Source organism: Halomonas citrativorans, assembly GCF_014898005.1.
Lineage (GTDB): Bacteria > Pseudomonadota > Gammaproteobacteria > Pseudomonadales > Halomonadaceae > Vreelandella > Vreelandella citrativorans.
This window is the reverse complement of the sequence record NZ_JABUYX010000019.1, coordinates 1-13236: the sequence shown is the minus strand read 5'-3', so window position 1 is coordinate 13236 and position 13236 is coordinate 1. Positions and strand designations below refer to the sequence as shown.

At 54.5% G+C, this 13236-nt stretch carries 12 protein-coding genes and 1 tRNA gene; 6 read left to right on the top strand and 7 right to left on the bottom strand.

Features of this window, described 5'->3' with window-relative positions; all coding sequences use genetic code 11:
• Positions 1-57: 57 nt before the first annotated feature.
• A complete protein-coding gene (gene ilvC, locus INT20_RS14170; protein WP_172117442.1) occupies positions 58-1530 on the bottom strand; it encodes a ketol-acid reductoisomerase in 1473 nt (490 codons plus the stop codon).
• 195 nt (positions 1531-1725) lie between these two features.
• Here ilvC and ilvY point away from each other — a divergent pair, with 195 nt between their 5' ends.
• Entirely contained in the window at positions 1726-2604 is an 879-nt protein-coding gene (ilvY, locus tag INT20_RS14165) for an HTH-type transcriptional activator IlvY (protein ID WP_172117441.1), read from the top strand.
• Positions 2605-2637: 33 nt separating this feature from the next.
• Here the strand turns inward: ilvY and INT20_RS14160 are convergent, their stop codons facing one another.
• From INT20_RS14160 to INT20_RS14150, 3 genes are all read right to left on the bottom strand, one after another.
• On the bottom strand, positions 2638-3354 hold the full coding sequence (locus INT20_RS14160; RefSeq protein WP_087111895.1) for a GntR family transcriptional regulator: 717 nt from the start codon (positions 3352-3354) through the stop codon (positions 2638-2640).
• Positions 3355-3522: 168 nt separating this feature from the next.
• On the bottom strand, positions 3523-3921 hold the full coding sequence (locus tag INT20_RS14155) for a phasin family protein (protein ID WP_193057147.1): 399 nt from the start codon (positions 3919-3921) through the stop codon (positions 3523-3525).
• Positions 3922-4118: 197 nt separating this feature from the next.
• Complete coding sequence (locus tag INT20_RS14150; RefSeq protein ID WP_193057146.1) at positions 4119-4814, bottom strand: glutathione S-transferase family protein; 696 nt, start codon at positions 4812-4814, stop codon at positions 4119-4121.
• A 490-nt stretch (positions 4815-5304) separates the two neighbouring features.
• On the opposite strand from INT20_RS14150, the gene INT20_RS14145 reads away from it, so the two are divergent.
• The gene (locus INT20_RS14145; protein WP_193057145.1) at positions 5305-6996 is read left to right on the top strand and encodes an L-lactate permease; all 1692 of its coding nucleotides are present in this window, start codon (positions 5305-5307) and stop codon (positions 6994-6996) included.
• Between the two features lie 128 nt (positions 6997-7124).
• Here INT20_RS14145 and INT20_RS14140 read toward each other — a convergent pair whose 3' ends face one another.
• Both INT20_RS14140 and glcC read right to left on the bottom strand, forming a co-directional pair.
• Positions 7125-7649 (bottom strand): gamma carbonic anhydrase family protein, encoded by a 525-nt coding sequence (locus INT20_RS14140; protein WP_172117437.1) that lies wholly within the window; start codon positions 7647-7649, stop codon positions 7125-7127.
• 131 nt (positions 7650-7780) lie between these two features.
• The gene (gene glcC / locus INT20_RS14135; RefSeq protein WP_193057144.1) at positions 7781-8557 is read right to left on the bottom strand and encodes a transcriptional regulator GlcC; all 777 of its coding nucleotides are present in this window, start codon (positions 8555-8557) and stop codon (positions 7781-7783) included.
• Between the two features lie 213 nt (positions 8558-8770).
• On the opposite strand from glcC, the gene glcD reads away from it, so the two are divergent.
• From glcD to INT20_RS14115, 4 genes are read left to right on the top strand one after another with little or no spacing between them, the layout of a single operon-like run.
• On the top strand, positions 8771-10270 hold the full coding sequence (glcD, locus tag INT20_RS14130; protein ID WP_193054548.1) for a glycolate oxidase subunit GlcD: 1500 nt from the start codon (positions 8771-8773) through the stop codon (positions 10268-10270).
• Positions 10271-10287: 17 nt separating this feature from the next.
• The gene (gene glcE / locus INT20_RS14125) at positions 10288-11388 is read left to right on the top strand and encodes a glycolate oxidase subunit GlcE (protein WP_193057143.1); all 1101 of its coding nucleotides are present in this window, start codon (positions 10288-10290) and stop codon (positions 11386-11388) included.
• A 14-nt stretch (positions 11389-11402) separates the two neighbouring features.
• Positions 11403-12638: a glycolate oxidase subunit GlcF gene (gene glcF, locus INT20_RS14120; protein WP_193054546.1), complete on the top strand. Its 1236-nt coding sequence runs from the start codon at positions 11403-11405 to the stop codon at positions 12636-12638.
• Between the two features lie 29 nt (positions 12639-12667).
• The gene (locus INT20_RS14115) at positions 12668-13069 is read left to right on the top strand and encodes a GlcG/HbpS family heme-binding protein (protein WP_087111863.1); all 402 of its coding nucleotides are present in this window, start codon (positions 12668-12670) and stop codon (positions 13067-13069) included.
• Positions 13070-13159: 90 nt separating this feature from the next.
• Here INT20_RS14115 and INT20_RS14110 read toward each other — a convergent pair.
• Positions 13160-13236 (bottom strand) — tRNA-Asp (locus tag INT20_RS14110).

Below are 13236 nucleotides of genomic sequence, written 5' to 3'. Positions count from 1 at the left end.
GCATATCGTGGTGGATATCTCGGCTTTCCATTGACTAGCTAACGGTTAACCCGTGGGTTAAACGATCTTCTTCATATCCGCCATGTGGCCACGCAGCACGGCGCCAACAGCTTCCACCGGGTGAGCGCGAAGCGCATCGTTGACCTCGATCAATCGTGCGTTATCGACACCGTTGTCGTCCAGATCAAGGCCTTTACCGATGACATCGGATTTAATGCCCTTCATGAAGTCTGCCAACAGCGGCACACAGGCGTGGTTGTACAGGTAGCAACCGTACTCTGCGGTATCAGAGATCGTCGCGTTCATTTCGTACAATTTCTTGCGCGCGATGGTGTTCGCGATGAGCGGCGTTTCGTGTAGCGACTCGTAGTAGGCAGACTCGGCGATAATGCCCGCTGCGGTCATGGTTTCGAACGCAAGCTCAACGCCCGCCTTCACCATGGCGACCATCAAGATGCCGTTGTCGAAGAACTCCTGCTCGGAGATTTCAACGTCGCCAGCAGGCGTTTTCTCGAAGTTGGTTTCGGCAGTGTCTGCACGCCATTTCAGAAGGTTAGCATCATCGTTTGCCCAGTCTTCCATCATCGTGCGGGAGAAGTGGCCGCTCATGATGTCGTCCTGGTGCTTGTTGTACAGCGGACGCATGATGTCTTTCAGCTCTTCCGCCAGATCAAAGGCCTTGATCTTGGCCGGGTTGGAAAGACGATCCAGCATGTTGGTCACGCCGCCGTACTTAAGCGCCTCGGTGATGTTTTCCCAGCCGTACTGAATCAGTTTGGAGGCATAACCTGGCTCAATACCCTCTTCGATCATTTTATCAAAGCAGAGGATAGAACCGGTTTGCAGCATACCGCAAAGAATCGTCTGCTCGCCCATCAGGTCGGATTTAACTTCCGCGATGAAAGAGGACATCAACACGCCCGCTTTGTGGCCGCCAGTGCCCACTGCGTAGGCTTTCGCTAGCGCAAGCCCTTCGCCTTTGGGATCATTGGCTTCGTGCACAGCGATCAAGGTAGGAACGCCGAAACCACGAACGTATTCAGCACGCACCTCAGAACCCGGGCACTTGGGCGCCACCATGATGACGGTCAGGTCATCACGCACCTGCATGCCCTCTTCTACGATGTTGAAACCGTGGGAATAAGACAGGCAAGCGCCTTCTTTCATAAGCGGCATGACAGCGTTCACCACTGCGGTGTGCTGCTTATCCGGGGTCAAGTTCAGAACCACGTCCGCCGTCGGGATCAGCTCTTCATAAGTACCCACCACGAAACCGTTTTCAGAGGCGTTCTTCCAGGACTGACGCTTTTGCGCAATGGCTTCAGGACGCAGTGCGTAGGAAACGTCCAGGCCGCTGTCGCGCAGGTTCAACCCCTGGTTGAGACCTTGCGCGCCACAGCCAATCACTACCATTTTCTTGCCTTTCAGCGCGTCGACACCATCAGCAAATTCTGAGCTGTACATGAAACGACATTTTGCAAGCTGAGCCAGCTGTTCGCGTAGCGGCAAGGTATTGAAATAGTTAGCCATCGTTTACATCCTGATTAAGTATCATCACGCTATCGATGCACGACACACCGACACGAAAAAAGTGACACAGCCGCTCAATACGGGATCCAGCGCTATGTAAGTGAATCCAATCTAACCAAAAACGACTATTTCTTAAATTGATATATTTGCAACAACACGTCCCTATTTTCACAAAACGCTATTATCATGGCGCTTATGAACTTTAAACTTTTGAAACAATTCCTCGCGCTGGCCGAAACGCTGCATTTCGGCCGTGCAAGCGATGAGTGCTACGTCAGCATTTCTGCGCTTTCGCGCAACATCCGCCATTTGGAAGACGAACTGGGCGTGTCGCTGTTCAACCGCGACAACCGGACCGTGGTGTTGACTCAGGAAGGGCAAAAATTCCTCAAATATGCCCGCGATGCCAGCAGCCAATGGAATTTGATTCGTCATGAGTTAACCGACAATCTTGACCAATTAAGCGGTGAAATCAGTTTGTATGGCTCGGTGACGGCAAGCTACAGCTTTTTGCACGAGCTGCTTCGCCGCTTTCGTATCGCCTACCCGGCCATTGAAATCAAACTGCGCACCGGTGACCCGGAACACGCCATTGCGCACGTACTGGATGGTAAAGAAGACCTTAGCATCGCAGCAAAGCCTGCCCATCTACCGCGAGGCCTGGCCTTTAAGCCCATCGCTACGTCGCCGTTGCTGTTTATTGCCCCGCTGGAACAGCAAGTGCCGAATGCGCCAACCGGCACACCATTCACACCAGCAGAATGGGCGAACACGCCTATGATTCTATCGGAAAGCGGCGTTTCCAGAGCGCGTGTAGATGAGTGGTTTCGCAAGCTAGACATCTCGCCACGTATTTATGCCCAGGTCACCGGTAATGAAGCCATTGTCAGCATGGTGAGCTTGGGCTTTGGTATTGGCGTGGTGCCTAAAATCGTCCTCGACAACAGCCCATTGGTGGGTCGCATTCGAGTACTCGACGTAGCGCCGGAATTAGCACCCTACGATATTGGCTTGTTTACCCTGAAGAAGAACCTGAAAAACCCGCTGGTCGAGGCGTTCTGGAGCTTGATGTAAGCCCTGTTCGCGGCGTTAGCGATTAAGCTCACTTCAGTCCCCAAATATCTGCTGTAGGTCCGGGGCGCTCTCCTCTTCTTCGACCATGGAGAGCGAGGCTTCAATCGCTTTTAGGTGGCGGCTCATAAAGGCTTTGGCGCGCTCGCCGTTGCCGGACTCCAGATAGCCGATCAGGTCGTCATGGTCGTGGGATTCGCAGCCCAGGTGGCCACGGTGGCCATATACCGCAAGAATAAGCGATGAGCGCGAGCAGAGGCGTTCTACAAATTCGGCAAGCGTGGCGTTGCCAGAAAGCTGGGCGAGGCGCACATGAAAATCTGCTGACAGGCGAATAGCAGTGCTCTGTTGACCACTGCGCAGCGCGTGACGCTCCTCGCGGGCCATCTCGCGCAGTTCAGCAGCTTCTTTTTCACCGATTCGCTTTGCCACATCGGGCATTAATCCGCACTCGACAAGCTGGCGGGCATCGAAAACATCCTTGGCTTCATCGGCGGTGGGTCGGGTAACACTGGCACCGCGGCGGGGCGTTAGGGTTACCAATTGCTCCAGCGCAAGACGCTGTAAAATCTTGCGTATGCCGGTACGGCTAATGCTAAACACGTCAGCAAGCGCATCTTCACGCAGCCTGGCACCGGGTTTTAGGCGCTGTTCAACAATCGCATCACTTACCGCACGATATATAGCATCGTGACGTTCATCGCCCTCTTTTTCTGGAGCAACCCGCTTCGCGGTCGCCTGCGCATCACTCATGTGGCTCTCCTATCGCCTCCTTACATTTGCATCGCGTCATGATATCGCGCTTGGCCTTGCCTGGGTGGGCGATATTACATGACGTTCGGCTAATGATGAGCAATAAAAAAGCGCTGCGTCCAGAGGACCGCAGCGCTTTCAGCGCCATGCAAATGGCTTAACAGGGATCTACTTTTTTGCCGACTCTGCTGACTTCTGAACGTTATCAGCCGCTTTCTGCGTGGTATTGCTCGCCTTCTGGACATTTTCTTCGGCCATTTTGGCGCTGTCCTGCATAAAGCTCTGGCTGATAGAGGTGACTTTTTCAGAATCCCCTTTCACCCGCTCCATGAAGTCACTGGCAACGCGCTGCTGGCTTTCCATGGCTTTCTTAAAGCCATCGGCATCTTTAACTTCCAGCCAGGTGCGTGCTTGGGAAATGGTCATATCTGAGTAAGCGCGGGCAGCATCAAGTTGAGCACCCATCAGCTTTTCATAGTAATCAAGCGCTGCATGCGTGTAAGAACGCATGGGTGATACAAAGGCAGACTCGAACTGTTGGGTGTTATTCTCTGCAGTCTTCATCATAACGACATCTCCTTGAGTTAGCTAGCAGGCCGCCGCCCGTTAGTCGTGGAGGCGCTGCTGATGCGTTGGCATTTGCCGCTGCTGTACGTAAACCTAGCAGCGCCTTTTGTGCATCGCAACATGGTTTTTTATATTCTCGTGCGCCACATGCCTCTACAGCTCTCAATATGATTTTAAATCAGCAGGTTATTCGATTTTTAATTTAAATCACGAATCGTGATTGCCTGGCGCGCAACCCCATTATGAGCATCCAACATACGCGTAAACCACTCGGTGACCGGATCATCGGGTTCGGTCATCGGCTCGAGCGAGACGGTGTGTGCCCACATCATGCTTCCAAACAGTAAGTAATCGATACCGCTGGGTGTTTCGCCATCCAGAAAAGGACTGCCATGTAACTGCTCACGTACCGGCGCCAGCACTTGGTAAAGCTGCTGCTTGCCCTGCTCGGGGTTATGCACATCTTCCAGGCGTGCCCCAAAGCGCGCTTCACGGGTTTTACGAAAGTAATCACGGTCATCAGGGTGAATGGCGGCCAATAAATCCAGTGCAACGCTACGAAACAGGGCAGGCGTTACGCTGCGCTCGACATAGTATTTAAAAAACAGCGCGCGTTGGTACGCCACTCCTTCACCCAAAACAGGGGCATCGGGATAGGCTTTATCCAGGTAGCGCATTATCTTAAAACTATCGGTAATGACCTGACCCCCATCGCACAGCACCGGGACTTTATCGTAGTCGGCGAACGCCAGCGCCTGCTTGTCCTCAAACCGCCAAGCGATGGTGTTATAGGCCAGACCTTTATGAGCAAGCGCCATACGCACACGCCAGCAATAGGGAGAAAAACGCAGTCGTTCGTCACGGCCACACAGGTCATAGAGCGTACGTGTCATGTTTTTGCCCTTACCGTTAATGAAAAGAGGAAATTTAAAAATGGCGCATTCATCGCCATTGAGCTTAAAGCACTGGCTGGAGAAGTAGCGAGTCTCAGCACTGTCTTTTAGTCTAATAACGACCCTCTTCAATGAAGCTTAAAAACAATTAACAACACATATAAAACAATCATTTATAATTCACGCAAGGGCTTATATAGACCTTACAAACTTGCCCCTTTTGGCAAGACCTGTTTCGTAATAGTGTTATTATTTGCTCTGAGCCGTATCTTTTCAATGTTGCGCTTAGGAAGCCTCTGATTAACGTAATGAGCACAGGTCAGACAAGGCAAAAATCAACGAAAAAGCGGAATTTACAATTTGTAAATGAGCATTTTAAGATGATTTTTAACGCAGTATGACCAAGCGCAATAGTTAATCAGAGGCTTCTTAGCACTTAAACCATTAGACAGAGATAGCGCATACCCATAAATAAAAAGGCAGTTTTCTTATGAACGAAACAACACTTGCTCTTCTGGCTTTTTTGCCATTACTGCTGGCAGGTATTTTACTCGTTGGTTTTAAAATACCGGCCAAAATAGCGATGCCGATTGTATTCCTCACCGCAGCCACTATTGGGCTGACGGTTTGGGATATGTCATTTAGCCGCGTGGCCGCCTCGACTATCCAAGGCCTTATCCAAACAGCAGGCCTGCTGTGGATTATTTTTGGCGCCATTTTGCTGCTCAACACCTTGAAGCATTCAGGGGGCATTACCGCTATTCGCAATGGTTTTTCAGGCATCAGTCCAGACCGTCGCGTTCAGGCACTGATCGTTGCCTGGCTGTTTGGTTGCTTTATTGAAGGCGCTTCTGGCTTCGGCACCCCCGCTGCCGTGGCCGCACCGCTAATGGTTGCCTTGGGCTTCCCGGCACTTGCCGCTGTCGTGGTGGGCATGATGATCCAATCTACCCCGGTGTCGTTCGGCGCCGTGGGCACGCCTATTATCGTGGGCGTGGGCAGCGGGCTGGACCGCGCGGGCATAACGGCACAATTGGAAGCGGATGGCTCCACTTGGGGCACATTTTTCCAACTGATCACCAGCGAAGTGGCTATTACGCATGGCATCATCGGCATCTGCATGCCGCTGATTTTGGTACTGGTGATGGTGCGTTTCTTCGGCGCCAACCGCTCCTGGAAAGAGGGGCTTTCGATTGTACCGTTTGCCCTTTTCACCGGCATTTCGTTTGTGATTCCTTATATGTTGGTGGGCGTTTTTCTGGGCCCAGAATTTCCCTCCATGATTGGCGCCATGGTCGGCTTGGCAATTGTTGTACCGGCAGCGCGTAAAGGCTTTTTGCTTCCCAAAGATACCTGGGACTTTCCAGAATCAACCTCTTGGCCGGATGAGTGGATTGGCAACCTGCAAATCAAGCTTGAAGATGTGGCCGGAAAAGCCCCGATGTCTACCTTTATGGGTTGGGTTCCCTACGTATTGCTTGCGCTGTTCCTGGTAGCCTCACGAACCATTGAACCGCTGCGGGTGGCGCTCACCTCTATCAGTCTGGACTGGAACAATATTCTAGGCGAAACGGGCGTTAGCGGGGGTGTACAGCCGCTTTACCTGCCAGGCGGGATTATTTTGGCGGTAGTGATCGTGACCTACTTCCTGCACAAGATGAATCCGAGCAAAATAAGCGCGGCGGTATCAGAATCCACCAAAACGATATTGGGCGCAGGCTTTGTATTGATTTTCACCGTACCCATGGTACGTATTTTGATCAATTCAGGGGTTAACGGGGCGGACCTGGTGTCAATGCCGGTAATGATGGCGCAGGCAGTTGCTCATGGCATGGGCAACATTTATCCCTTCTTCGCCCCCACTGTGGGCGCCATGGGTGCCTTTATTGCAGGTTCCAATGCGGTTTCTAACCTGATGCTGGCAGAGTTCCAATTTAACGTCGCCCAAACGCTGGGTGTTTCAACTGCCATGATGGTGGCTCTGCAGGCAGTCGGTGCCGCTGCGGGTAACATGATTGCGATTCACAATGTTGTGGCGGCTTCTGCGACCGTTGGCCTGTTGGGCCGTGAAGGTACGACCATTCGTAAGACTATTATCCCCACCATCTACTATCTTGTCTTCGCGGGCATTATTGCGATGGTAGCGTTCTATGTGCTTGGCGTTACGGACCCACTTATGTAGAACATCTGACTAGCGTCACCCTTTACGACACCCCAAGCCTGCCTTGGGGTGTCGTGCTTTAAACGCAAGGAACGTCGTTAGAAAGCCGCGCATTCGTTGATGTGATCGCTAATGTAATAGTTGACGTGCTAATCGATGCGTTTTAGCGAGGTGGCATGCTGCTGGCCGCGTATGACATAGCTTTGCGCGTTCAGCTTAAGCCCTTCTATGGCATCAGCAGAAAGCGTGCGTACTACCCGCGCAGGTGAGCCCACAATCAGCGAGTTGGGCGGAAACACAGCGCCCTCTTTAATAAATGCCCCCGCACCTACTAGGCTATTTTCGCCGATCACCGCGCCGTTAAGCACCACGGCTTGAATACCGATCAAACAGCCATCGCCTACGCTACAACCATGCAGCATGGCCTGGTGGCCCACCGTGACACCGCGCCCCACTTTGAGCGGATATCCTGGGTCGGCATGCAATACCGCGCCATCCTGAATATTGCTCTCTTCGCCTATTTCCAAAAGGTCGCTGTCACCGCGCAACACCGCTTGATACCAGACGCTGGAGCGTGCTTTTAAGGTTACCTGCCCTATCACGTCTGCGGTTTCAGCAACGTACACGTCGTCATGAATATCAGGCTGGTGCTCACCGAACTGGTAAATAGCCACATCGCTCTCCTTTGATTATTGTCATCGCCTAGGCTAGCGTCTGTGTCAGCCGCTGAGCAACGTGAATCTTTTAGCCAGGTACTTTATCAAGCCAGCATTTTCATCAACCAGGCATTTTCATCAGCAAAGCATTACCACGGCTCCATACGCATGGCTGAGCGCTCCAGACGTTCGCTCTCTACTTCCAGCTCCCGTAGCAGCTCGGTAATGCTGGTGAGATGCTCCAGCGCCACCTGCCTGGCCTGTTCGGCGTCGCCTGCGACAACCGCATCATGCAGCCGGGCATGCTGGCGGTTGATCATTTCACGCGGGCCCGTACGGTGGTAAAGATGCTTAACCGAGGCAAATACCGAACTTAGCAGCAGGTCGGTCAGGCTTTGCAGTGTATGTACCAGCACCGGGTTGTGCGATGCCTGGGAGACGGCGAGATGAAAGGCGTGGTCAAGCCGCGCCAGCCGCTCAACGTCAATGCTCTCGGCGTGCTCGGCATAATCCGCCAGCTCCTGGTAGCGCCGGGTAATCAACACGCGGTCCATGGAGGTACCTCTCGTCGCCGCCAAAAAAGCCGACTCTCCTTCCAGCAGAGCGCGCACTTCGAGCAGATCAAACAGCGTGCGCGGGTGATCATGGAACAGGTGCATCAACGGGCTTTTATCCTGCATGGGGAGAAGCGATGCCACGGTTGAGCCATGCCCTTGGCGAGTTTCAATCACGCCTCTGCTACGTAGAATGCGCAGGCCTTCACGCAGCGAGGCTCTGGATACTTTAAGCCGCTCGCAGAGGCGCCGTTCAGAAGGCAGCAGTTGGCCAGGCCGAAAGACGCCATCCAGAATCAAGCGCTCCAAACGGGCGGCAACATGGTCAGGCGTACGCAGGCCAAGTACAGGTTCTTGATTGGAAAAGGACATCTGTTTTCTCTCATCCAGGCGCTGGTTGGTCGCCCATGGCAAGGTAAGATTTACCCGTTGGCAAGCAGGCGGCAGCGCGTTTCAACATCGACTAATTACTGGTCTGACCATTGCACCACACCCTGGACAGCCGCACAAAAAAAGCTCAGATTGATGCCATAGCGAATTGACCGTGCGGTTACCTTTAACGATAAAAAAACCAGAGAAGTTGTGATGAATATTCTCTTTGATGAGCGCCTTGACGGCGAGCTGGTCCACCGCGATAAAGCCGAGGTTTTAAGCGATATACAGCAGGCAGTGCCCTCCATGACCCTGCTGCACCGGGAAGAAGACCTGCGCCCTTTTGAGTGCGATGGCTTGGCGGCGTACCGGGTGCTACCCATGCTGGTGGCGCTGCCTGAGAACCTTGAGCAGGTTGAAGCCCTGCTAAAGCGCTGCCACGCACTTGATGTACCCGTAGTGACGCGCGGTGCGGGCACCGGCCTTTCCGGCGGCGCACTTCCGCTGGAACAAGGTGTGCTGCTGGTAATGTCGCGTTTTAATCGTATTTTAAGCGTTGACCCGGACGCCCGCCTGGCGCGTGTGCAGCCGGGGGTACGCAACCTGGCTATTTCTGAAGCGGCCGCGCCTTACGGGCTTTACTACGCCCCTGACCCGTCATCTCAAATCGCCTGCTCAATTGGTGGCAACGTGGCAGAAAACGCAGGCGGCGTGCACTGTTTAAAGTACGGGCTCACGGTGCATAACGTACTTCGTGTTGATGTGCTTACTATTGAAGGCGAGCACATGACGCTGGGCGCCGAGTCGCTGGATGCGCCGGGGTTTGATCTTCTAGCACTGATGAATGGTTCAGAGGGCATGCTCGGTGTGGTGACTGAAATTACCGTTAAGCTGTTGCCCAAGCCGGAAACCGCCAAGGTCTTGATGGCAAGCTTCAACGATATTGAAAAAGCGGGCCGAGCGGTGGGCGATATTATTGCCGCAGGCATCATTCCAGGCGGGCTGGAAATGATGGACAGGCTAGCCATTAAAGCGGCTGAAGATTTTGTTAAAGCGGGCTACCCCATGGATGCTGAAGCCATTTTGCTGTGTGAGCTGGATGGCGTTGAGGCAGATGTAGATGACGACTGTGAAACGGTACGTCGGGTACTCGAAAAGGCAGGCGCCACACAGATTCAGCAGGCCCGCGATGAGGCTGAGCGAGCCATGTTTTGGGCCGGACGTAAAAATGCCTTCCCTGCGGTTGGCCGTATGTCGCCAGACTACTACTGCATGGACGGTACGATCCCGCGCCGCGAATTGCCGCGCGTACTCAAGGGTATCGCCGCACTTTCTGAACAGAGTGGCCTGGACGTGGCCAACGTGTTTCACGCAGGCGATGGCAACATGCACCCGCTGATTCTGTTTGATGCCAACAAAGAGGGGCAGCTTGCGCTTGCCGAGGACGTTGGCGGCAAGATTCTGGAGCTTTGCGTGGAAGCGGGCGGGTCCATTACCGGCGAGCACGGCGTGGGGCGCGAAAAAATCAATCAGATGTGCAGCCAGTTCCAGGCCGATGAGATCCGCATTTTTCATGCGCTAAAAGCCGCGTTTGATGCAAAGCGCCTGCTCAACCCCGGTAAAAACATCCCTACGCTTGCTCGCTGTGCCGAATTTGGCGCCATGCATGTGCATAACAATGAATTGCCGCACCCGGAGCTTCCGCGGTTTTGATGGCATAAGGAACACTCATGACCGATCTAGCGATTAACGCCGCAGACCGCGATATCTCTGAGCGCCTGTGTGACCAGGTGCGTAACGCGTATGAAACGCGCACGCCACTGCGTATTGCAGGGGGGAACACCCGTGCGTTTTATGGCCGCCCTGTGGAAGGCCAGCCGCTGCACATGGCAGAGCACAGCGGAATTGTCTCTTACGACCCCGTAGAGCTGGTGGTCACCGTGCGGGCGGGCACACGATTAAGCGTGCTTCAGGCAGCGCTTGCCGAACACCATCAAATGCTCCCCTTTGAGCCGCCCTCTTTTGGTGAGAACAGCACCATTGGCGGCGCTGTGGCGACCGGGCTTTCTGGCCCCCGGCGCCCCTGGGCGGGCGCCGCACGCGACTTTGTGCTCGGCACACGCATTATTACCCAAGAGGGCAAACTGCTGCGCTTTGGTGGCGAGGTGATGAAAAACGTGGCGGGGTATGATCTTTCCCGCTTAATGACCGGTGCCCAAGGCACGCTTGGCGTACTGGCCGATATCTCCTTTAAGGTGCTGCCTGTTCCCACCGCAAGCCACTGTCTGCGCCTGTCACTAAGCCTTGAAGAGGCCTTACACAAACTGGCTGAACTTGGCCGCGAGCCGCTACCCATCACTGCCGCCGCCTGGCACGCAGGCGAGTTATTTATTCGCCTGGAGGGGGGCGAAAGCTCGGTAAAAGCCACCCGTGAGCGCCTGGGGGGCGAACCACTGGAGGCCAGCTTTTGGGCCTCGCTGCGTGATCATACCCATGACTTCTTTAAGTACCGCGATGACCCACCGCTGTGGCGCCTTTCACTCCCTCCGAACACTGCCCCGCTTGCGTTGGATATTCCCCAGCAAGATATCTTTTACGACTGGGGCGGCAGCCAGCGCTGGGTAAAAACCTCACTGGATGCAACAACGTTACGCAAGGCATGCCAGGCCGCCGGCGGGCACGCTACCTGCTACACCCCGCAGGCGCGAGGTGGAGCCGCTGAGCCCTTTACGCCATTAAACAGCGTGGTTGAAAAGTATCACCGTAGGCTGAAAGCGGAGCTGGATACTCACGCTATTTTTAATCCCGGTCGTCTTTATGCGGCGCTTTAATCAGGAGAACTGATATGCAAACGCATTTTACCGATGCGGATCTTCAAAAGCCGCATATCCAGGAGGCGGAGCGCATTTTGCGCACCTGCGTACACTGCGGTTTCTGTAACGCGACCTGCCCCACTTACCAGTTGCTGGGCGATGAACGTGACGGCCCCCGCGGGCGCATCTACCTGATGAAGGAGCTGCTGGAAAGCCGCGACGACGATGACCAGGTCACCGCGGAAACCCGGCTGCATCTGGACCGCTGCCTGACTTGCCAGAACTGTGAAACGACCTGCCCTTCCGGGGTCGAGTATCACAAGCTGTTAAATATCGGCCGCGCTGAAGTTGAGCGTCGAGTACCGCGCCCGCCAGCCGAGCGTGCCCAGCGCTACGCGCTGCGTAAAATGATGGTGGAGCCAACGCGCTTCAAGGCGCTGCTTAAACTGGGACAAACCTTCAAGCCGCTGGTGCCAGGCAAACTGCGCAATAAAATGCCAGCCGCGCCCGTTGATGCCGGAAAACGGCCGGGCAGTACGCAGCATACTCGGAAAATGCTGATGCTAGAGGGATGCGTGCAGCCTGGATTATCACCCAATACCAACGCCGCCACAGCGCGGCTGCTGGACCGACTGGATATTAGCTTAACGCCCGTCACAGAAGCGGGCTGCTGCGGGGCCATTGACTTTCACCTTAATGCCCAGGATGACGGACGAGCACGCATGCGCGCCAACATTGATGCCTGGTGGCCACATATTGAGCAAGGAGCGGAAGCCATTGTTCAAACGGCCAGTGGCTGCGGGGCATTTATCAAAGAGTATGGCTATATGCTCAAGGATGACCCGCGCTATGCTGAAAAGGCCCAGAGAGTCAGTGCGCTGGCAAAAGACATTGTTGAGATACTTCGCGAGGAACCCCTGGACGCCCTTCAGGTAAAAGAGACTCAGCGACTGGCCTTTCACTGCCCCTGCACGCTACAACACGCCCAGAAGCTTAACGGCGCGGTTGAAGGCGTATTAACCACGCTAGGGTTTACGCTGACCCCGGTGCAGGATGCTCATCTCTGCTGCGGTTCAGCGGGCACCTACTCGGTCACCCAGCCGGAACTGGCCACACAGCTGCGCGACAATAAGCTCAATGCCCTGGAGGCAGGCAACCCAGCGCTTATCGTAACGGCTAATATTGGCTGCCAAACGCACCTGGCAGGCGCGAACCGGACGCCGGTTCGTCACTGGGTCGAAGTGGTAGACGCCGCACTCGCTCAATAACATCCATTAACCAACCAACAGGAAATACCATGCAAACCAAAGCCGTACTGACGCTGACCGATATCAACAAGATACTTGATGCCGCGCAACAAGAAGCGGACAACAACCGCTGGCCGGTGACGATTGTGGTCACTGACGATGGCGGCCACCTGCTGGCGCTACGTCGCCTGGATGGAGCCGCGCCCTTTAGCGCGGAGATCGCCTCTCATAAAGCGCGTAATGCCGCTATTGGCCGCAAGGAAACGCAGGTGTTTGAAGAGATGATTAACGGTGGCCGCACTGCATTTGTTTCCGCGCCTTTCCCTGGCTTATTGTCTGGTGGCGTTCCAGTGATCGTCGATGGGCAAGTGATCGGCGCGGTAGGTATTTCCGGTGTAAAACCTGAGCAGGACGTCCAGATTGCCAAGGCAGGTGTTAGCGCGGTTGCCTGACTGGCGTAACCAACCAGCGCACATACGAAAAACCCCGGATCATTGATCCGGGGTTTTAGAATTCGTTCGGTATAAACTGAAGGTGCTTAATGGCGGACCGGACGAGACTCGAACTCGCGACCTCCGGCGTGACAGGCCGGCATTCTAACCAACTGAACTACCGGTCC

Coding starts and splice junctions, on each gene's coding strand:
- glcD (WP_193054548.1), top strand. CDS start 8,771: ATGAATATTCTCTTTGATGAGCGCCTTGACGGCGAGCTGGTCCACCGC.
- INT20_RS14150 (WP_193057146.1), bottom strand. CDS start 4,814: ATGACACGTACGCTCTATGACCTGTGTGGCCGTGACGAACGACTGCGT.
- glcF (WP_193054546.1), top strand. CDS start 11,403: ATGCAAACGCATTTTACCGATGCGGATCTTCAAAAGCCGCATATCCAG.
- INT20_RS14160 (WP_087111895.1), bottom strand. CDS start 3,354: ATGAGTGATGCGCAGGCGACCGCGAAGCGGGTTGCTCCAGAAAAAGAG.
- ilvC (WP_172117442.1), bottom strand. CDS start 1,530: ATGGCTAACTATTTCAATACCTTGCCGCTACGCGAACAGCTGGCTCAG.
- INT20_RS14155 (WP_193057147.1), bottom strand. CDS start 3,921: ATGATGAAGACTGCAGAGAATAACACCCAACAGTTCGAGTCTGCCTTT.
- ilvY (WP_172117441.1), top strand. CDS start 1,726: ATGAACTTTAAACTTTTGAAACAATTCCTCGCGCTGGCCGAAACGCTG.
- glcC (WP_193057144.1), bottom strand. CDS start 8,557: ATGTCCTTTTCCAATCAAGAACCTGTACTTGGCCTGCGTACGCCTGAC.
- INT20_RS14145 (WP_193057145.1), top strand. CDS start 5,305: ATGAACGAAACAACACTTGCTCTTCTGGCTTTTTTGCCATTACTGCTG.
- glcE (WP_193057143.1), top strand. CDS start 10,288: ATGACCGATCTAGCGATTAACGCCGCAGACCGCGATATCTCTGAGCGC.
- INT20_RS14115 (WP_087111863.1), top strand. CDS start 12,668: ATGCAAACCAAAGCCGTACTGACGCTGACCGATATCAACAAGATACTT.